The organism is Prevotella sp. 885 (assembly GCF_002265625.1).
Classification (GTDB): domain Bacteria; phylum Bacteroidota; class Bacteroidia; order Bacteroidales; family Bacteroidaceae; genus Prevotella.
The window spans coordinates 21969-43254 of record NZ_NOVE01000013.1; the positions used below are offsets into that span (position 1 = coordinate 21969).

10 protein-coding genes and 2 pseudogenes are annotated in these 21286 nt (G+C 51.7%); 5 read left to right on the plus strand and 7 right to left on the minus strand.

The genetic code is table 11. The features are described 5' to 3' along the window. Positions 1-6 precede the first annotated feature (6 nt). From CHL74_RS05930 to CHL74_RS05945, 4 genes are all read left to right on the plus strand, one after another. A complete protein-coding gene (locus tag CHL74_RS05930) occupies positions 7-1086 on the plus strand; it encodes a family 16 glycosylhydrolase (RefSeq protein ID WP_094880249.1) in 1080 nt (359 codons plus the stop codon). 16 nt (positions 1087-1102) lie between these two features. Continuing rightward, positions 1103-3379, plus strand: coding sequence for a beta-glucosidase BglX (bglX, locus tag CHL74_RS05935; RefSeq protein ID WP_094880250.1), 2277 nt, complete (start codon positions 1103-1105; stop codon positions 3377-3379). Positions 3380-3558: 179 nt separating this feature from the next. Beyond that, complete coding sequence (locus CHL74_RS05940; RefSeq protein ID WP_254923233.1) at positions 3559-5235, plus strand: DUF6377 domain-containing protein; 1677 nt, start codon at positions 3559-3561, stop codon at positions 5233-5235. Between the two features lie 557 nt (positions 5236-5792). Next, a complete protein-coding gene (locus CHL74_RS05945) occupies positions 5793-6761 on the plus strand; it encodes an Rpn family recombination-promoting nuclease/putative transposase (protein WP_094880251.1) in 969 nt (322 codons plus the stop codon). 255 nt (positions 6762-7016) lie between these two features. Here the strand turns inward: CHL74_RS05945 and CHL74_RS05950 are convergent, their stop codons facing one another. The 3 genes and pseudogenes from CHL74_RS05950 to CHL74_RS16565 all read right to left on the minus strand — a co-directional run. Next, the gene (locus tag CHL74_RS05950; RefSeq protein WP_094880252.1) at positions 7017-9095 is read right to left on the minus strand and encodes a glycoside hydrolase family 127 protein; all 2079 of its coding nucleotides are present in this window, start codon (positions 9093-9095) and stop codon (positions 7017-7019) included. A gap of 27 nt (positions 9096-9122) precedes the next feature. Further along, a complete protein-coding gene (locus tag CHL74_RS16560) occupies positions 9123-10031 on the minus strand; it encodes a family 43 glycosylhydrolase (RefSeq protein ID WP_369597360.1) in 909 nt (302 codons plus the stop codon). Between the two features lie 3 nt (positions 10032-10034). Further along, positions 10035-12094 (minus strand): annotated as a pseudogene (locus CHL74_RS16565) (family 43 glycosylhydrolase); the annotation flags it as partial. Between the two features lie 203 nt (positions 12095-12297). Between CHL74_RS16565 and CHL74_RS05965 the strand changes: the two are divergent. Further along, positions 12298-13167, plus strand: a pseudogene (locus tag CHL74_RS05965) (glycoside hydrolase family 97 catalytic domain-containing protein); the annotation flags it as partial. 70 nt (positions 13168-13237) lie between these two features. Here CHL74_RS05965 and CHL74_RS05970 read toward each other — a convergent pair. From CHL74_RS05970 to CHL74_RS05985, 4 genes are all read right to left on the minus strand, one after another. Further along, positions 13238-14803: an ATP-binding protein gene (locus CHL74_RS05970; protein WP_094880256.1), complete on the minus strand. Its 1566-nt coding sequence runs from the start codon at positions 14801-14803 to the stop codon at positions 13238-13240. A 545-nt stretch (positions 14804-15348) separates the two neighbouring features. After that, the gene (locus CHL74_RS05975; protein WP_441339041.1) at positions 15349-17682 is read right to left on the minus strand and encodes a beta-galactosidase; all 2334 of its coding nucleotides are present in this window, start codon (positions 17680-17682) and stop codon (positions 15349-15351) included. Between the two features lie 132 nt (positions 17683-17814). Continuing rightward, a complete protein-coding gene (locus tag CHL74_RS05980) occupies positions 17815-19377 on the minus strand; it encodes a glycoside hydrolase (RefSeq protein ID WP_094880258.1) in 1563 nt (520 codons plus the stop codon). A gap of 23 nt (positions 19378-19400) precedes the next feature. Beyond that, positions 19401-21158 carry a glycoside hydrolase gene (locus CHL74_RS05985; RefSeq protein ID WP_094880259.1) on the minus strand — a complete coding sequence of 586 codons (1758 nt, stop codon included), beginning with the start codon at positions 21156-21158 and terminating at the stop codon, positions 19401-19403. Positions 21159-21286 lie beyond the last annotated feature (128 nt).

The window sequence follows — 21286 nt, forward strand, 5'->3', positions numbered from 1 at the left end:
ACAATTATGAAGAAGACTATGATTCTGACATCTCTCTTCGCTGCCGCCATCAGTCTGATGGCGTGCAGCAACGAGACCGACATAACATACGCTCCGCAACAGAACATCACGATAACACAAAAATCTGTGTCGATGGGCAATAACGGAGGCAGTATCAGCGTTGAAGTATCAAGCGATCATGAGTTCTCTGCATACACCAACGATGCTTGGCTGACAGTTTCGCCCACCAACAGCACCAATAAGACAGCCACACTCACCATCACAGCCGAACCAAACACGGGAGCTGAACGAACCGGTAAGGTTGTGATTTGGTCGGGAGGCTCACGCGACAGCATCAGCGTTGTGCAGTCTGCCGGACTGCAGGAAGACATCAAGTGCCCGTTGAGCGGCTACGAGCTGGTATGGAACGATGAGTTCAGCGGCTCGAAGGTAGGCAGCGACTGGACATGGGAGGTGAAACCCGCAGGATGGGTGAACAACGAATTGCAGAACTATGTGCAGGACGACAAGGTGGCGCAGGTCAACAACGGCACGCTTAAGATAAACCTCATCAATGACGGCGGCACCATCAAGAGTGCCCGACTCTACGCCCGTCAGACCACTGGATGGCAGTATGGCTACATCGAAGCAAGCATCAAGTTGCCTAAGGGCAAGGGCACATGGCCCGCTTTCTGGATGATGCCCGTCAACTTCAAGACGTGGCCCGGCGACGGCGAGATAGACATTATGGAGGAAGTTGGCTACGATGCCAACGTCGTCGTGTCAACCATCCATTGCAACAAATACAACAACGGCGGCACTGCCATCGAGTCGGCACGCAAGAAGGTCTCCACCGCACAAAGCGAATTCCACAAGTACGCAATGGAATGGACCAAAGACTACATGACGTTCTACGTTGACGGCGAAAAGCTCCTCACCTACAAAAACGACGGAACCGGCAAGGACGCATGGCCGTTTGACGCAGCCTTCTATCCAATCCTCAATCTCGCTTGGGGCGGTGCTTGGGGCGGACAGCAAGGCTTGGATGAGAGTTGCCTTCCCGCCACAATGGAGGTTGACTACGTGAGAGTGTTTCAAAAGAAATAGAAAATAAAACGAAAGAATGAAGAAAACCAATATTGCATTGGCAGCCCTGTTTCTCCTCTCTCCTGCAACCATCTTTGCAGGAAAGAAGAAGCAGCTGCCTCCAATGAATGAGTTCGTTACCGAACTGATGCAGAAGATGACCCTGGAGGAGAAGATCGGTCAGCTGAATCTGCTCCCCGGAGGCGACCTTACCACGGGCGCCGTAATGAATTCGCCGCTTGCAGAAAAGGTGGGAGCGGGCGAATTGGGTGCCATCCTTAACGTCAAGGGCGTTGAGAAGATAAAGAATCTGCAGGAGATAGCTGTTAAGAAGACACGTCTCGGCATCCCTCTTATCTTCGGACAGGACGTCATTCATGGCTATCAGACCGTATTCCCATTGCCGTTGGCTCAAGCCTGTTCGTGGGATTTGGCGATGATTGAGCGTGCCGCACAAGTGGCAGCAGCCGAAGCCACAGCCTCGGGCATCAACTGGGTGTACAGTCCTATGGTGGACGTTGCCGTCGATCCGCGTTGGGGACGAGTGGCTGAAGGTGCGGGCGAAGACCCTTACCTGACCTCGCAAGTGGGCGCCGCAATGATTCGCGGCTATCAGGGCGACTACTCTGACCATAACGCAATGGCTTGCGTCAAGCACTACGCTCTGTACGGCGCCTCCGAGTCAGGACGCGACTACAACACCGTGGACATGAGCCACGTACGCATGTATAATCAGTATTTTGCTCCTTACAAGGCAGCTGCCGAGGCAGGAGCCGGTTCGTTCATGACCTCGTTCAACATCGTTGACGGCGTTCCTGCCACAGCCAACAAGTGGCTTATTGACGATGTTCTGCGCAATGAATGGAAGTTCGATGGATTCGTAGTCACCGACTATGGGTCAATCAATGAGATGATGATGCACGGCATAGGCAATCCGCTCTCCAACACAGCACAGGCTCTGAAGGCTGGCACCGATATGGACATGTGTTCGGAAGCATTTGTACGTAACCTTAAGACCTGCCTTGAGAAAGGCACAGTGAAGATGAGCGACATCGATCAGGCTTGCCGCCGCGTGCTTGAGGCGAAATACAAGCTCGGACTCTTTGCCGATCCGTACCGCTTCTGCGACGCCAAGCGTGAGAAGACAGAGCTTTACACCGCCGCCAACCGTAGCGTTGCGCGCGACATGGCTGCCGAGACATTCGTACTTCTAAAGAATCAGAACAGCCTGTTGCCACTTAAGAAGCAGGGCACCGTGGCTCTCGTAGGTCCGCTTGCCGACACCCGTAACAACCTTCCCGGTTCATGGTCAACTGGCGACAAGCCAGAGAAGTATTCCACTCTGCGCGAGGCAATGACCCGTTATCTTGACGGCAAAGCCACCGTTCTCTACGCCCAAGGTTCCAATATCTATCTGGACGAGAAACAGCAGAAGGAGATTGAGTTCGGTCGACCTATAGAACGTGGCGACCAGAAGCGTATGATGCAGGAAGCTCTTGACGTGGCACGCAAGGCGGACGTAGTGGTGGCATGTCTCGGCGAGATGGCAGAAATGAGTGGCGAGTGCGCCTCTCGCACCAATCTGGAACTGCCAGACGCACAGATGATGCTCCTGAAAGAACTGGTAAAGACGGGCAAACCGGTCGTGCTGCTCAACTTCTCAGGCAGGGCAACCGTCCTGAAATGGGAGTCAGAGAACGTGAATGCCATCATGAACGTATGGTTTGCAGGTTCAGAAACTGGCGATGCTGTCTGTGATGTGCTCTTCGGCGACAAGGTTCCGACGGGCAAGACGGTCAACAGTTTCCCGCAGAACGTGGGTCAGCTGCCTCTCTATTACAACCACATGAACACGGGACGTCCTGTTCCCGAGGGCACAGACCGCTTCTTCAAGTATCAGAGCAATTACATGGACGTGCGCAACGACGCTCTCTATCCCTTCGGATACGGACTGTCTTACACCACGTACGAGTATGGCGACCTTACTCTCAGTGCTCCCTCTATGAACGCAGACGGCACCGTTAAGGCTTCGCTCACCGTAAAGAACACTGGAGAACGCGACGGCGACGAGATTGTTCAGCTCTACATCCATGACGTCAGTGCAAGCATTGCCCGCCCCGTCAAGGAACTGAAAGGCTTCCAGCGCATCCATCTGAAGAGCGGCGAAGCCAAGACCGTGACCTTCGATATCACACGCAAGCAACTCGAATTCTACAACTCTGAACTAAAGCAGGTGGTAGAACCAGGCGAATTCACCATAATGGTAGGTTCCAACAGCCGCGACGTAAAGACGGCAAAACTTACTGTGGAATAAAAAACAATTCTTTATGAAAGCTCCGAAATCTTAATGGTTTCGGAGCTTTTTTATTGCAAAAATCAAAGCTATGTCTTTTTATTTTTGTAATTTTACGTTCCTAATCCTAAGAACGAATGAAACCATCAAAGCCAAACAATATCACACTTACCCATATATTACGCCCCCGCATAGCCATAATGATAATCTTGCTATGGTTCGGCATGTCCACAGCCGTGTCTGCCGTACATCCCACAGCCGCCTCCATTGACTCCATCCTGCAATGCATAGACGAGGCCATATCAGCTTCCGACCAGTACGTGCAGAAGAAGAAGGAACGTATTGCGTACCTTAAAAGCCGGGCAGATCAGGCAGAAACCTTATCCGCCAAGTATGAACTGACATATCAGCTCTATGCCGAATACCTTCCTTTCGTCAACGATTCTGCCATTTATTACCTTGAACGATGCTCTGATATAGCCCTACAAATGGGTGATGACTCGAAAGCGGGAGGATGCCTGTCGCTTACTGCGCTGTGCTGTTCCAACGCAGGAATGTACGTAGAGTCAGAAGCAATTCTGAAAACCATCAATCCAGAGAAGCTCCACGGCATCGATCTCGGACTCTACTATTACGCATCCGGTCATATTTCAGGCGAGCTGGCTTACTACGGCAAGTTCGAGAATATGCGCAGACAATACGCCGAAACTTCCGCCAACTACTTCTTATTGGCACAGAAGTATCTGCCCGTCGGTCATAAATACTACAATCAGTGCCGCGAGATGTTGGCACAAGGCAGGAAAGACTATCGTCAGGCACTCGCCATCAACAACGAATGGCTGCATAACGTAAAGCCAGGTTCCCCGGAATATGCCCTCATATCCTTCTATCGTTATCTTGACTATAAGGCATTGGGCGACTCCATACAGATGATGTACAGTCTGGGCGAATCGGTATTGGCGGACATAAGGAACGCCGTAATGGACCAAGGTTCGATGTGGGAGATGGCAAACCTGCTGATGGCAAACGGCGACGTCGATCGTTCTTACCGCTACATCTGCTTCACCTCTGACTGTGCCGACCGGTTCGGTTCACGCCAGCGTTTGTCCCACATATCGCCACTGCTAACACGCATAGCAAAGGAATATAAGGCCAAGGAGGAAAAGTCAGGTCGTTCGCTGCGCTTCACAGTCATAGCCATAAGCATCCTTTCATTGATGCTTCTCGCCGTCCTTGCATACGTCTATCGGAAACGCAACCAGCTCGCCGTGACGCGTGACCAGCTGGCAAAGTCGAACGCGCAGTTGCAGGATTCCAACGCGCAGCTCTCGTCGCTCAACTCACAGCTCTCATCGCTCAATTCGCAGCTCACCATACTTAACTCCCAACTCTCTGAAGCCAACAGCGTGAAGGACATGTATGTGGGACGCTTCCTCAGACTGTGCTCTGTCTACATTGACAAGCTGGAAGACATTCGCAAGAAGGTCATAAAGCGCGTAAAGAACAGACAATACACCGAACTGGCTGAGCTGACACGCTCCGCCGAGTTCACCAGCAAGGAGACTGACGAGCTGTACGCCACCTTCGACACCGCTTTCCTGCAACTGTTCCCGACGTTTGTGGACGACTTTAATGCATTGCTCAACCCCGAAAGCCACATCTTGCCTCCCGACAACAAGTCGCTCAATACAGCCATTCGCATATTCGCACTCATACGTCTCGGCATAACTGACAGCAGCAAGATAGCGGAATTTCTGCATTACAGCGTCAACACCATATATAATTACAGAGCCAACGTCAAGAACGGAGCCGTGTGCGACCGAGCTGACTTTGAGAACCGCGTGAGACAGATAGGCATGCCGCACAGCAAGGCATAACCAATAGCATTCTGGAAAGTCTCGGCGCCAGCATCAGCGTAACGTCAGACATAGAGAAGGGAACAACATTTAAGGTTACGTGGGTATAAGACTGTGTGCTTATATATAAAAAAGGGTGTGTCGTCACGACATACCCTTTTTTCAACAAATCTAAAACTTACCTTATACCTAAAACTAACTACTGAACCATTTAAACTAACTATTAAACCAAAATTACTAACTACTATAACTTAAAACAATCAAATTATCTTAAATACAAACTAACTATTCTCTAATACGCCTATTACAACTCTTTTTTCTTACCTAAAGAATCTTTGAAGCTGATTCATCGTTTTCTCTGCTGCAAAGTTAGACAAAAGTCCCAAACCTCAAGTACACAAATCGTTCACAAAAGAGTAAAATATGATAATTGTTATTTTTTTATATCTTTATGAACGATTTATGTACATCCATGACCGAAAAAGAATCGTTTTTTCTTTCAAATCACTTGCAACATTGGATATAAAGTTATAAGTTTGCAATAGTAATCATATCTTTTCAATTACATTATAATATATATGGCAAATTACATACGATTCGACTGGGCTATGAAACGCCTGCTTCGCAACAAGGCCAACCACGCCGTGTTGGAAGGATTGATGTATTCTCTTCTGAACGAGAAATTCACCATCAAGCGTTTTCTGGAAAGCGAGACAAACCAACAGTCTGAGAACGATAAGTTCAACCGCGTGGACATTCTTGCCGAAAACGAGAAGGGAGAGTTGACCATCTTTGAGATACAGAACACACGAGAGTTGACTTACTTCCATCGCATCCTCTATGGTGTGTCTAAAGTGATAACTGACTATATCAACCTTGGCGATGACTACGACAAGGTAAGGAAAGTATACTCCATAAACATCGTTTACTTCTCACTCGGTCAGGCTAAAGATTATGTCTATCATGGCAAGACCGTATTCAGCGGACTGCATGAGCCGCACGACATACTGCGCCTCTCCAACCGTCAGAGCGAAGTGTTCTTCGGAGATGACATCAAGAAGGGAGAGAGAACGAAGCGTGAGGCTGGCGACATCTTTCCCGAGTATTACCTGCTTTGTGTAGACAATTTCGACAAGCTGGCAGTCAACAACCTTGACGAATGGATAGCCTTCCTTAAGACGGGAGAAATAACGGATGAGCCCAAGGCCCCAGGACTGGCAGTCGCAAGAGACTGTCTTAATGTTGACAAACTGTCCGTTGCAGAACGTAACGACTATGTAAGACACATGGAGAACTTACGCTATCAGCGCAGCGTCATCATGACTGGATATGATGACGGACTGCAAGAAGGTAGAGCTGAGGGTAGAGCTGAGGGTAGAGCCGAGGGTAGAGCCGAGGGTAGAGCTGAAGGTAGAGCCGAAGGTAGAGCCGAGGGCGCTGACCAACAAAAAATACAAACTGCCAAAATGATGTTGGAAGACGGTGAATCTGTAGAGAAGGTTATGCGTTATACCGGACTTGCACAAGAACAGATAGATACGTTATAACAAAAAACAAAAGTGACTTAAAGATGGAGCAAACATACATCTTTGGGTTGCAATAGTGGCACTATTGCAATACAAAAGCGCCTCTTTTACACACCAATAGTGGCACTATTGGAGTGCAAAAGAGGCTGTTTTGATAAATCTGGGTGTCACAAACGCAACAAAACCCCACAAAAACAGCAAAACAAATCTCTAAAACAGATTTTTATTTTGTAACAGGTTTTTACTTGTTTGTACGATATTTGCATATCTAAAATCTTACTTATCGAGCATCTTGAGCGACTGAACGAACCATACGTTCATCTCGCCTGCACCACGATGGTTCCAGGCGTAGTAAGGGATGAGCGTCAGCTTCTGCTGCTTCACAGCCACACCGTCAGCGTTCTCCTCAAGCATCTGCGCATCTGTGGTGATGGCCTTTACAGCGAATGAGGGAGCACCGGCTGTCTCGGTGTTCTCCACCTTATAGTCATTTACTACTGTGAACTTCGGCTGCTTGTTCATAACGGCACGAAGAACCGGCTCGCCCTGATTGTCGGCAGTCTCAGCACAGTAGACTATCGGACCGCGCTCCACAGCCACGCGTCCCTCGTCGTCCTTTACGTTCTGATTGGCAACAACGGTGCGGACGGGCATGTCTAAGTGGATGCGGACGACGTCGCCCTTCTTGATGTTCTTCACCGGCAGGTAACCCTTGTTGGCAGCGAGGTCAGCCTCCACCTTCTTGCCGTTAACCATTACGGTGTAAGCGAGACGCTCGTTGTCGCTGTACTTATAAAGGTCGCTCGGCAATACCTGGTTCTGCACCCATCCCGGGATGCGCACCAGCATGTTGGCGTTCTTTGCAGCAGACTTCACCACGCGAATCTGGATGTCGCCATCCCAAGGATACTGTGTGGTCTCTTCCAGCACTATGTCCTTGCCGCCTACCTGAATGGTGGATGTGTTGGCAGCGAAGAGGTTCACGTATATATTGTTGTCCTTCACGCCGTACAGATAGCCCGGTACTGAAGGGATGAAGCGGCTGAGATTGCTGGGGCAGCAGGCGCAACCGAACCAAGGCTGGCGCGTGGTGTTGTTGTCGGCGTTGAAGGCATACTTGCCGTCGCTCGAAAGCGGATTAGGATAGAAGAAGCGACCGCCGTCCATACTCATACCTGAGATTACACCATTATACAGCGTACGCTCCAGACAGTCGATATACTTACTCTCGCCGTGGAGGAGGAACATGCGCTCATACAGATAAACCATGGAGATGGCAGCGCAGGTCTCGTTATAGGCGGTCATGTTGGGAAGCTCATAGTTCTTGCCGAACGCCTCACCCTCATGGCGTGCCCCCACTCCACCGGTCAGATAAACCTTCTTGCCGATGATGTTCTGCCAGATGCGGTCAATCACCTTGATGTAAGCCGAGTCCTGTGTGAGAGCAGCGATGTCGGCAATGCCGGCATACATATATCCTGCACGGACGGCATGGCCCACAGCCTCGTCCTGCTCAAGGATGGGCTTGTGGCTCTGCGAGTATTCCTGACGGATGTGTGTCTTGCCACGGAAGTCGAGCAGATACTTAGCCTCGTCCAGATAACGCTTCTCACCGGTGAGAGTGTAGAGGCGTGCGAGTGCCATCTCTGCTATCTGATGGCCCGGCACTACAGTTGCCTGACCTGAGCCTGAACCAACCTCACGGCATACGCAGTCGGCATAACGGCGAGCGATGTCAAGGAACTTGTGGCTGCCCGTAGCCTGATAATGTGCGCAGGCAGCGTCCACCATGTGACCGAGATTGTAAAGCTCGTGGCTGAGGTCTTCCTCTTTCTCCCAACGCTTCTTGCCCGACCATCCGTGAGGATGCTCGGGATTGATGGTGCGAGCGGTGTAGAGATAGCCGTCCGGCTCCTGCGCAGCTCCAACGACGTTGAGCACGCTGTCAATGTAAGCCTTGAGCTTCTTGTCGGGATAAGTCTGAAGAATGTAGCTGGCACCCTCGATGGTCTTATACACGTCGGTGTCGTCAAACGAGAATCCCATAAACTTAGCCACGTCCCATTCCGGTGTCTGCAGTCCTGCATGGCCCGGATGCTTGAGCGTGTAAGCAGCCATGTCGAAGTTCTTATAGCGGTGTTCGCTCTCACACTTCGAGAAAGCAAGGGGTACGGTCACTTCGCGTGCAGCCTTAAGGCGTGCGCCCCAGAACGAGTTCTGTGCCATCTTCACACTTGTGAACGGCACCTGTGTGTAGGGATAGCCGTTTGCCATCACCTTAGGAGCATTGCTCTTGGCTGACACCGATGCTGATGTAGCCACCAGCAATGCTGCTGAAAGAATGAAGTGCTTCATTATTTATTATTTGATATTTAGTATTTATTATTTCCTCACGATGCTTGGCGTGCTGTCTATGGGCTTTATTGTGCCGTCGGCGTTATACTCCAGCTTCTTCATCACGACGCTGCGCTTGTATGAGTGACCGTCGTGCAGCGTGCCGTCATGCGTGAAGTAGAGCCACTGGTCCTTGAACTTCACGATGGACGGGTGCGTGGTGTTGCTGTTGCCAGAGACTCCGTCGATGAGTCCCATCGGACGCCACGGTCCCATGATGTTGTCGCTCATGGCATAACCCATGCGCTCCGGCCAGCTTACGGCGTATGTGAGATAGTACTTGCCTTCACGCTTGTGCACCCACGGTGCCTCGGTGAAGGGGAAATCGTTGCCGAGGTCAAGCTGATGTATCTCGCCGTCTATCTCCGTCATGTTGTCCTTCAGACGGGCGATGTAACACTGGCGGTTGCCCCATATAATATAAGGTGTGTTGTCGTCATCGATGAAGATAGCAGGATCGATGCATGCCCAACTGTGCTTTGAGCCGCGACAGTCCTTGTTGGTGAGCAGCGGCTTGCCGATGGCGTCCTTGTACGGACCCGTAATATTGTCGCTTACTGCCACGCCGATGCCACACCAGTTGGTGGATACGTACCAGTAATACTTGCCGTTACGCTTTGCCACGTGTCCGGCGAAAGCCTGCTTGCTGTCCGCCCACTTGAAGGCAGAGATGTCCAGACCAACGGGATGCTGGTGCCAATGCTTGAGGTCGGTGGTGGAGAATGTCAGCCAGTCCTTCATCTTATACTCGTTGTTCGGAGCGTCGTCCTCGTCATGTCCTGCAAAGAGCCAGAGCGTGTCGCCCTCCACGTAGGCTGCAGCATCGGCTGTGTGGACATGGCGGAAGAGCGGATTGCCGTCGGTGATGAGGTCTATGGAACCGTCCTTGTTGGTCACGGCGTTGGTCGGAGTAACGGGCTTGATGGTTCCGTCGGCGTTAAACTCCATGCGGTCTATGCAGACCTCGCGGTGAACACCTGGCTGCTCGTCAGCCTTGATGAAGTATTTGTTGATGCGATGATAGACAATATACCATTCGTCCGTGCCAGGAATGTTTATCACGGAATTGTGAGCCGTGCCGTAGATGGCGTGCGCAGGATCCTGCTGGATGACAATAGGCTCCTTTGCCACGGTGATGGGACCGAGCGGCGACTTTGACGTGCCGTAAGCCACATGGTAATTGGCAGAGCCGGTGTCGTCAACGGACCACATAAAGTAATAGATGCCGTTACGATAAAAGACGTACGGTGCCTCGCGATAGGCATAGTCCTGCAGCGTGCCGCCCTCGGGAGTGAGCACCTTCAGTGTCTGCGGCTTGATGGTGGTCATGTCTTTCTGGAGTTCGGCGCCAACCATATAGCCGTTGCCCCAATACAGATAAGGCTTCTTCGAGCGCGGGTCGATGAATACGTCCACGTCTATCTGCTGTCCGCGGCAACCTTCGGGAGCCTTTGAGACAATAGGTGTGCCGTGGTCAACGAACGGACCTGTGGGACTGTCGCTGACTGCCACGCCTATCTGCTTGCCGCCGCCAGCCTTGGGGTTGACGCTGTAATAGAGATAATACTCGTATTTTCCCTTGCCCACCTTCACTTCCTGTACGGCTGGCGCCCACAGATTGCCGTCCGCCCAGGCTATCTGACCGTTCTTGGCATTGAGCACCTCGCCCTCGTCACGCCACTCCTTGAGGTCGGCAGACGAGAAGCACTGGTAAGTGTAACCGCCCCAACCGGGTGTGCCGTCGGTGGTGGAATAGATATAATAGCGGTGTGTCTGATTGCTGTACGTTATCTCCGGGTCGGCATGAAAGCCGGGGAGAATGGGGTTCTGCTGCGCCTTCATCTGCGACGGGCAGAGAGCGAGCGTGAGAAGAACGGAAATAAAAATATTCTTCATATATCTTTTGTTTTTATTTGTCAAAATTCATAATTCAAAAGTCTTTTAGCTTCCTTCTCAGTTATGTGCACCACAGCTCCGTGCTTGGGCTGGTCGAAGTTGGTGGCGAACATTGTGCCTTCATTGAAGTGACCGAGCGGACGGAAAGTCTTGAAGTCCGAGGTCTCTACGAAGCCGAAGTTGTGAATCTCCTGTCCGTAATGGTCGTACATGAGCACCCACTTCTCCTCGCCAATGCGCTTCCATACGGTCGGAGCTTCGCATGCCGTAGGCTCAGGATCGCACCATGCGGGCAGGTATTGCCAGCCACTGTTGATGCTTTCAGATGTGGCTTGCTTGATGCCGGGCGTGCCGTCGTGCGCCACATAGAAGAGATGATACTTGCCCTGTGCGTAGCAGATGTCGCCGTCAATGGCAGTAATCTTCGTGTCGGGATATTCAAAAAGGAGTTTAGGAGTGGTCTCTATGCGATTGAAGTCGTTGTTGGCATAGACGTAATAGAGCTTGTTAGGGCCGTTCTTGTGGCGCATCGTGAAGTAGATCATCAGTCGTCCGGTCTTCTCGTCGTAGATGGTTTCGGGAGCCCAGGCGCAACCAATGTCTGCCAGTTCGGGCGACATTTCGTTGATATTGACCACGGTGTGGGTCCAATGAATGAGGTCATGCGACTTCATCAGCACCAGTCCACGGTTGTTTCCCCAACCGTATGCCTCGCCGTCGCGCTCCCATTCAGTCTCACGCTTGCCCTCTCGCTGGGCGTAAATGTGAAGGTCTGTGGCTACAAGATAGAATGCGCCGTCGGGTCCGCGATAGATATGGGGGTCGCGGACGCCACGCTGCTCGGCAATGGTGTCGCCGCTAATGACGGGACGGGCATTGTTGAGCGCCGTGAAATGGTATCCATCACGACTCAATGCCATATACAGGCTATGCGTGTCGTCACGATGGAACACCATAAGGTAAGCCGCCATGCGCTTCTCGCTTACCTTTTTATTGCTTGCTGCCGAGGCGAAAGCCAAGGGCAGCATGAGCAAGACCAAAAGAAGTTTCGTTACTTTTTGCATTGCTTTGAAATAGGTTTAATTAGTAGGTTTATCGCTTAGTTATTATTTATTATGCGGCAAAATTACAGAAAATACCCCTCGTAAGGGTGGACTATTTGAGAGAAAAAAGGGGATAAACCGTGAAATAAGTGTAATAATAACAACATCTACCCATTATATCACGATTTGTCCCTATACGAAAGGTATATTCTATGTAATTTTGCATGCTTTGGTATAACAGCAACGGCACAGCCAACGAGGCTCCGCAGACTCCGCGCAACTGCATGAACACGGTCATCGCACGCAAGAAGGAGATGAAGTGGATGAAGTCTATCGGCGTTAAGGGCATCAAGGTGGACTTCTTCGGAGGCGACAAGCAGCACGTCATGCAGCTTTACGAGGACATCCTCAGCGACGCCAACGACTACGGCATCCAGGTTATCTTCCACGGCTGTACGCTGCCAAGAGGCTGGGAGCGCATGTTCCCCAACTACGTGTCGAGCGAGGCTGTGCTTGCGTCTGAGAACACATTCTTCCAGGAGCATCACGCCAAGCAGGAAGGCTTCGAGCTGACCATGCACCCGTTCTGCCGCAACACCGTAGCAGCAATGGACTGGGGTGGCACCATCATGAACCGCTACATGTCGCGCGACAACAAGAGCCGTCACCACCGTTACACGTCAGACGTATTCGAGATGGCTGCCGCCATCGTCAATCAGGCAAGCATCCAGTGCATCGCCATGTATCCGAACAACCTTTCAGAACTGCCTCAGCACGAGATAAGCTTCCTCCGTGACGTTCCGACGCAGTGGGACGAGACCCGCTTCATAGACGGCTATCCCGGCAAGTACGTCGTTCTGGCACGCCGTCACGCCGACAAGTGGTACGTGGCTGCCCTCAACGGCACCAACAAGCCCCTCTCCCTCAATCTCTCATTGCCGATGCTCGCCGGCTCCGAGGTGTCATACTATTACGAGACCGCCGACAAGAAGAGCTTCTGGCCCAAGTCTGCCGTTAAGAAGACAAAGGTAGGCAAGGACGGAAAGATGAAGATAACGATGCAGCCAATGGGCGGAAGCATCGTATGTGAATAATAAAGTGGTGAATAAAAAAGTGGCGGAGGCCTGAAGACCTTCGCCACACCAAGTATAATACATTTCCCTGTCAAGCCTCCGCAATCTTCCATTCTCCTATGGTCCGGCGCTTGCTGTCATAATTCACTCCAACCTTCACCAGACGCTTGCCTTCAGCAGAATAAGGGATGAGATAGCCCTTATCGTCTATTTGTCTTAGGGCATCCTCTGCCGAACCGTCATATTTCAGTTCGAACACATACACGGCATCGGGCATATACAGTACGGCGTCAGCTCTTCCTACAGCGCTGTCTTCCTCCACACGCATATAAGCACCCATCAGATTGAATATCAGATAGAAGACGGTCTGGAAGTCGCGCTCGTTCTTATTGCTCAGACGGTTGGATATGCTGGCAAGATAAGCCTGCAACCTTAGCATCGCTCCTTCCATATCACCTTCATAAAGCTTCTCCAAAAAATCTCCAACTACGCTACTGTTATCGTACGATATGGGCGACAAATAGTTAGGCGCAAGACTCTTCAGCATCCCAATCTTCACCTCCTTATTTGGATATCCTAAGGTGTAGCGATGGAGAATGGGATTAAACTTCTTTATGGTCAGATAACCGCTCTGATACAATAAGGGAAGTGCAGAAGTCATCTGCTCAGGCGAAACGTCGAAGTCGTCCACGTCACAGCTGTCTTTCTCAATATCCATCACACCCACATGATATTTCTGAAGAGCCTTTACCAGATAGCTTGGAGTGCCCGAACCGAACCAGTAAGGAGCTATCTTCTGATTGTTCAATGCCTTTATCAGGCTGAACGGATTGAAGACATCCTCAGAATGTTCACTGAAATGATAACCGTCATAATATCTGCGCAACTCTTCCACACACTGCTCGTATGTCATACCAAGAGACTCGCCAAGAGCCTCCACATCAGGACGCATCGTTGTGGTCAGCTCTGTAAGGCTGATGCCACAGATGGCAGAATACTGGTCGTACATGCTGATGTTGTCAAGGTTGTTCAGTTCGCTGAAGATGCTGAGTTGTGAGAACTTGGTTATGCCTGTTATAAAGACAAACTCCAGATATGGATCGAGCAATTTCACTGGGCTAAAGAAGTTCTGCATCATCTGGCGAAGTGGCTGTAAGTTTTCTTTCTCATGCACCACATCCAGCAACGGAGCATCATACTCATCAATGATGATGACCACCTTCTGTCCTGTCTGCTCATTGGCTTTCTTCACAAGATCCTTCAAACGAATGTTCGGGTCCACCTTTTCGCTCTTATATCCGAACACAGCCTCCTGGTCGTCAAGCACGTCAGAAAGATATCTTTCCTGATGATACTTATCCATATGCTTTGCTCCGCTCATATCGAAATGGAGCACAGGATACTTCACCCATTCTTTCTCATAATCGGCTATAGCCAAACCCTCGAAGAGTTCTTTCTTTCCGGCAAAGTAAGCATGAAGTGTGGAGGCAAAAAGAGACTTGCCGAATCGTCTGGGACGACTCAGAAAAATATACTTCATCTTCTTCTGCCTGAAGTCAATGACATACTTGGTCTTATCTACATAGAGATAATTGCCTTCGCGAATATTCTCGAAGGTCTGAATACCAACGGGATAAAAATTTACAAGTCTTGCCATAATCCTACATGCTTTATTTTGCCGTGAAGTTACAAATAAAAAGTCAGAGAAGCAAAGAAATGGGGTAAAACCTTACCAATGTCTATATAACATGCCTTCGTGTCCGTCATGCAAATATCACACAAAGAGTAAAAACATGTTACAAAATAAAAATCGGTTTTAGAGATTTGTTTGGCTGTTTTTGTGGGGTTTTGTTGCGTTTGTGACACCCAGATTTATCAAAACAGCCTCTTTTGTATTGCAATAGTGCCACTATTGGTGTGTAAAAGAGGCGCTTTTGTATTGCAATAGTGCCACTATTGGAGTGTAAAAGTGGCGCTATTGCAACCCAAAGATGCTTGTTTGGCTCCGTCATCCATTGCACACTTTTCTTCTTAGCAGCATAATCTGCTGTTTATCAGCACAATGTCGCTGCACGCTCAAAACTCAAAAATTTCGCATCAGAGATTTCTTTGTGCGCTGAACGAGGAGTATTGAGCATTAGAAATGCAAATATTGTGTCGGGCAGCATAGCTGTCCGATAAGGCAGACAGTCTCAACGATGTTTAATACACATAAACCTTATACTCCTTCACGCTGCCGGGAGCACCCTGCTCCATGCGCGGCAGATATTCCAGAGCCTTTACGGTCTGCTCCGTGCCCATGTCGATGACGAGGAGATGGGGAGAGGCGGCTTCGCGCTCCGTCTGCCAGTAAGTCGACTCCTGGAGGTCGAACGCCTTGTCGCCGGTGTGATTGCCTTGCAGGTTCTCAGAGTCGGCGTACTTGACGTCCCATCCGTCACGTGAGAGACGCTTGCCGTCGGCACTCTGAAGGTAAAGTTCGGCTATGGCTACGGGCTTGCCGTCATGTGTGGAAGGACATTCTATGGCTACGTAGCGACCGGTGGCTGCATTGCTGAAGCCGATGGTCTGCCATCCGTTGCCCGGCTTCGTCTCGCCCTTGGCAATGGGAGTGGCTGAGTTGAGGTCGGGCTTGTCGCCGATGTTGTTGTGCTTGGCCGACTTCTCGAGCTGCAGCTTGTCAAGCTCGGGCTTGTTCTGTCCCCAGACCACGGGCAGCTTCGGACCCACAACGTCGAGCACCACAATCTCGTTTTCGCCCTTCTTCAGCCAGCAGCCAGGACAATAGAGCGTCTGCTGCGGACCGATGCTCCAGAAACGACCGAGCGCATGTCCGTTGACATACACCTGTCCCTTGCCCCATGTCTCCATGTTGAGGAACGTGTCGCCCGTCTTCTTCAACTTGAACGTAGCCTTGTAATAGCCTATCGCGGACGGCGTATTCGAGGCGAGAGCCACGTCGTTGCGCGGAGTGGTCATGGCGCGGCGGGCTGTCTGATAGTCGTCAGCGATGCGGCGCATGCGCCAGTCCTTGAGGTTCCATGTAAGCTCGTCGCCGTCAACGTCAGCCGTGAGCGTCACGTCGCCCACCAGTCCCTTGAAGTCCTTGATGGCACGACCGAAATTTATTCTGCCCATTCCCTCAACGAGCAGCGTCAGCACGTTGCCCTTCTTGGTGGCTGGCAGAGGCAGCGAACGCTCGTTCTTCACACGGTCTATCTTGCCGACATACTTGCCACCGACGAACACCTGTACGAAGTCGTGACCGTCAATGTGGAGCATCGAGCCTTCTGAGATTTCGGGCAACTCCGTGTTGTATATCATCGAACCGTAGCCCATGTTCATCTCTTCGAAGGTCTGGACGTCACGACTCTCTGCCGTGCTGTCCACACCCATATAGATGGGAGCCACGTTCTTAAGCGTCATCTTCGGGATGCAGATGATGCCAGCCGCCTTACCGGGAACGGCGGGCAGCTTGCCGTCAGCATATTTCTGGAGAGTCTTGCGCAAGAGCCAGTACTTCTCCGTCGGAGCGCCATACTCATTGATGGGCGCGTCATAGTCGTAAGACGTTACGTCGGGGGCGAATCCGGGCGAGTTGGCACCAGCCCAATGGCCGAACGACGTGCCGCCGTGAGTCATGTAGAGCGAGAAGGAAATGCCCTTTGAGAGCATCTCGTCAATGCCGTCCACCATGTCCTTGGCAGGACGCGTCTCGTGACGTGCCCCCCACTTGTCGAACCATCCGCTCCAGAACTCGGAGCACATGAGCGGAGCGTTGGGACGAAGCTCGCGCAGACGGCGGAACTGGTCGTCGATGTTGGCTCCTGTTCCGAAGTTCATCGTCCAGGTAAGGTCGTCCAGTCCGTTCTTCTCGAAGTTGGAGTTCCAGTCGCACTGGAAGAGCGTGGTCTTGGCGTCGGACGTGTCCCAGTACTTGCGGAGCGTGTCGCGGATGTCAGAGACGTAAGCCTTGTCCTCGCCGTAGCTGCCATACTCGTTCTCCACCTGCACCATGATGATAGGTCCGCCACGCTGGATGGTAAGCGGAGCCAGCTGCTCTGCCACCTTCTTCTCGAAGCGGTCGACGCAGGACATGAAGTAAGGATCCTGCTCGCGCAGACGGATGTCCTTCTTCTTGAGCAGCCACCAAGGCAGACCGCCCATCTCCCACTCCGCACAAACGTATGGACCGGGGCGCACGATGACGTACATGCCGTTCTTCTTGGCAAGGCGGCAGAACTCTGCCACGTCGTTCTGACCGGAGAAGTCGAAGACGCCTTCGCGCTGTTCGTGGATGTTCCAGAATATGTAGATGCAGATGGTGTTCATGCCGAGCGCCTTGCACATCTTGATGCGATGCTCCCAATACTGGCGCGGGATGCGCGGATAATGTATCTCTGCCGCCTTCACCACGAACGACTTGCCGTTAAGCAGGAAGGTCTTGTCGCCCGTGGCGAACGTTTTCTGACTCGTTGTCTGTGGAGCCGCAGCCGACGGCACGGCGGCAAACCCGCTTGCCGTCAGCGACGACATAAGGGCCAGACTCAAGAATATCTTGGATGTCGGTTTCATTCTTTCTATGTACTAATTTTATTTAGATGCAGAATAATCTGCAATAATGCATATCATAACTCTAAACTTTCAAATCTAAACACTCAACTTGTCTTACTCCTCCACCAGCGTGGTAACACTGCGCGGAGCCAAAGAGGTGGTTCCGTCCGTTGTGCCTATCGGAGCCAGACTCTCTGCCGAGACGTCGCTCGTACGATACATACGCCATGTCTTTGCGCCGACACCTTCCACGTTGAAGCTGACAGGCTTTACGTCTTCCGAATAGTTGATTGCCACAATAGCCCACTTGCCGTCGCTGTTGCGGTAAGCGGAGCACATCACTCCCTTCGGATCGTTGAATCCCTCGGTTATCTCCTTGCCGTCCTCAGAGACGGTGCGGATGTCGAAACGCTGTGCGCCGGGACGCACGAAGCGGCTGTAATTGCCGAGCGTCCAGAGCAGCTTCGAGTCGACAGCATAACCAGTCTTCCATCCGTCGTTGCTGTAGATGCGCAGCAGTCCGTCGCGATAGTCGCCACCTGCGGCACGCCACCAGCTCCAGCTCTCGGCATTGGCGTAGCAGAGGTCGTGGTGGATGACACGTGCCACGTAGAGTGCGGTCTTCATTGAGAAGTCGTAACCGCCACCTCCGCCAATCTCCTCGTCGTTGCCCATGATGCAGATTTCGGTCTGCCAGAACTTGATGTTCTGCTTCTTGCAAGCCTCACGCACCTGCATACGGCACTCACGCATATAGTCGATGGGAGTGTTGGTCCAGTAGCTGTGTCCGCCGATGAGCGGCATCATGTGCTTCACGTTGCCCACGTAAGTCTGCGTGCTGTCCTTCGAGAAGAGCGCCTTTATCTCATTGCCACGCTGCCAGTCAGCCACGTGTGTGCCGAGCATGCAGCGATAGTCGCTCGATTCGTTGACGAGAATCTCCGTATTGAGCTTCTGCTTCGACAGCGCCTTGCCCAGTTCGCGAGCCACATGCGCCAATTCGCGGTTGGTGGCAGGCGATCCTTCCTGCTTCGGACCGAGCCAGTTCCAGTGACCGTCCGGTTCGTTGCACGGACTGATATAGTCGATATGTACGCCGTCGTGCTCCTCAATGCCCTTTACGGACGTAGCCATGAAGCGTGCGAAATCGTCGTAACAGTCATCCTTCAGGTTTATGGTGCCGCCGCGACCGGTGTTGGTGGCAAGCCCGTTCTTCGTGAAATAGACGGGAGCCGAATTGCAGAAAGCCAACATGTAAGGTACGCCACGTTCCTTTGCAAGCTTGAGGAAGCGTCGCTGACCTTCCTGCTTGGTCCAGTCGTAGGTGCCGTCAGCACGGAGGAAACATTCGGTTCGGGTGGCGGAATTTATCTCAGCCTTGTCGCCTTGCTCCACACTACCCGCACCAAGATTAAATCGCCATATAGACAGACCGATGCCTTTCGGCTTGCCCTGCTCGTCGTTTTCGGAGGAGAAGAGCCAGTCTGCCACCTGACGCTGCTGCTGTTCGGGCCATAGACCGATGAACTGCATGCTCCAAGCGTCGCTCGCACCGAAGTGCTGGATGTGCTGTTCGGGCGATGACGGAAGCACCGTATAACGTGTTTGGGCTGATATTCCTGCGGATGCGGAGAGCATCACGGCAAGGGAAAGAGCCTTGAAAATTCTGTTTGCCATATCCTGATTCGAGTTGTTTTATTTTATTTCACAGCAATCTTGCTGCCCTTCCATACGTATACTCCGCTTGGAAGTCCGGCGAGCGACGTAGCCTGCGCCTTCACCATCTTGCCGTCGAGAGAGTAGACGTTGGTGTCCTGTGTGGCAGCGTCATTATCCGTGCGTACGCCATTGATGGCTGTGACGGGAGAGTCAAAGTCGATAACGAAGGTGCTGACGCTCTTCTTCGGAATCATGATGCGCTGTCCGAGCGTATAGGTCTCGGCTATGTGCTTGAGGTTTTCTGTTTCGGAGGTGCGATAGAGGTTTATCTGCTTGGCGGCAGACTGACCGTCCACATTGAGCGTAACGCCCGTGGCAGAACCCATATTGACGTATACAGCTACGATGCGCTTGCCGTCCGGCGATACGTATGCCGAACCCATGAGCTTGTTAAGGCTCTCAGACTGATTGGTGGTGTGGCTGATGCGGCGATATCCCGGACGGATGAAGCGGCTGTAATTGCCAAGCACCCAGAGGTTGGCGTTGTCCGTGACGGTTCCGCCTGTGGCGATGTCGCCGTAGCTCTCGTTGCCTGTGTCGCCCTTAGTGTTGAGACGGAGCAGATAAAAGCGGTTTTTCTGTCCCCACTTCTCCTGTGCGAACGTAGTCCAATAGCTCCACGAAGCCATATTGCCGAAGGTAAGGTCGCAATGTATGAGCTTACCCATATACAAGGCGATATCCATGTATGAGGCATCGTCATAACTTGCGGGGAATCCTGCCGAGGTGGACGGCTCCTTGTCGAGCATACTCCATTCGGTCTGATAAACGTCCACATCGTAATGTGCCGCCTTCTCAGCCACCGCCTTGCGGATGTCCTGCAGGTCCTCGTTGGTGGAGAAGGTCCAGTAGCTGTGTCCTGCCACCGCACGCTGAAGATGCTTCAGGTCGCCGATGTAGGTGTCGGTATTGGCAGGATTGAAGAAAGCCTCTATCTGATTGTTGGCACGCTTCTCCGTGCCGTCCTTATAGAGAGCCTTCCACTGGCACGCCTCGGGCAGAATAATCTTTGAGGCGATGCCCTGCTTCGTTATGGAAGCGTCAATCTCACGCGCCAGACGGCTGATGCACTCGTTGGTCCAGGGCGAACCTTCCTGACCGTTGGTCCAGTCATACTGCGGTTCGTTTACGGGTGAGATAAGTGTTATGTTGTAGCCTTCGTCGATGAAGTGCTTTGTTGTAGTCGTAAGGAAAGAGGCGAAGTCGCCATAATGGTTGTCATTGAGATTGCAACCTTTTTCTCCGGCATTGGCGCAAGCCTTGCCGTTCTTTGTGAATTGCACTGGGGCAGAATTGCAGAAAAGCAGGTAATGGTCTACGCCATACTTCTTTGCCTGCTGCATGAAATATTGCTGACCGGCGGATTTGGTCCAATCGTATGTTCCTTTTGCGTCGAGGTAGCAATAGCCTCGGCGTGTGATGTCGTCTATTCCGCTGCCATCGCCCTGCTCTGCTGATCCTGCACCAAGATTAATGCGCCATACGGACAGTCCGATGCCTTCGGGATTGCCGTTGCTGTCGAACTCGCGGCTGAAAAGCCAGCGTGCCGACTTTTCCTTCTCCGCATCGCTGTAGCACTTGCCTACGAAGTCGGCTGTCCAGCAGTCGCTCGCGCCGAAGTCCTGAATGGTCTGATATGTGGTGTTGGGGGTGAGCGTCACTTTATAGGTTGACTGGGCTGAGGTGCTGGCTGAGAATGCCAATAAAGAGGTGATGGAGAGAAGAAGACATTTGTTCATAGTAATAATTTATTTTAAGTTGAGAGTTGTTTAAGTTGAGAGTTGAAAGTTGAGAGTTGAGAGTTATAATTACCGTATGTACTATATTATCAGTAACAATTACATATCAGAACTCTCAACCCTCAACC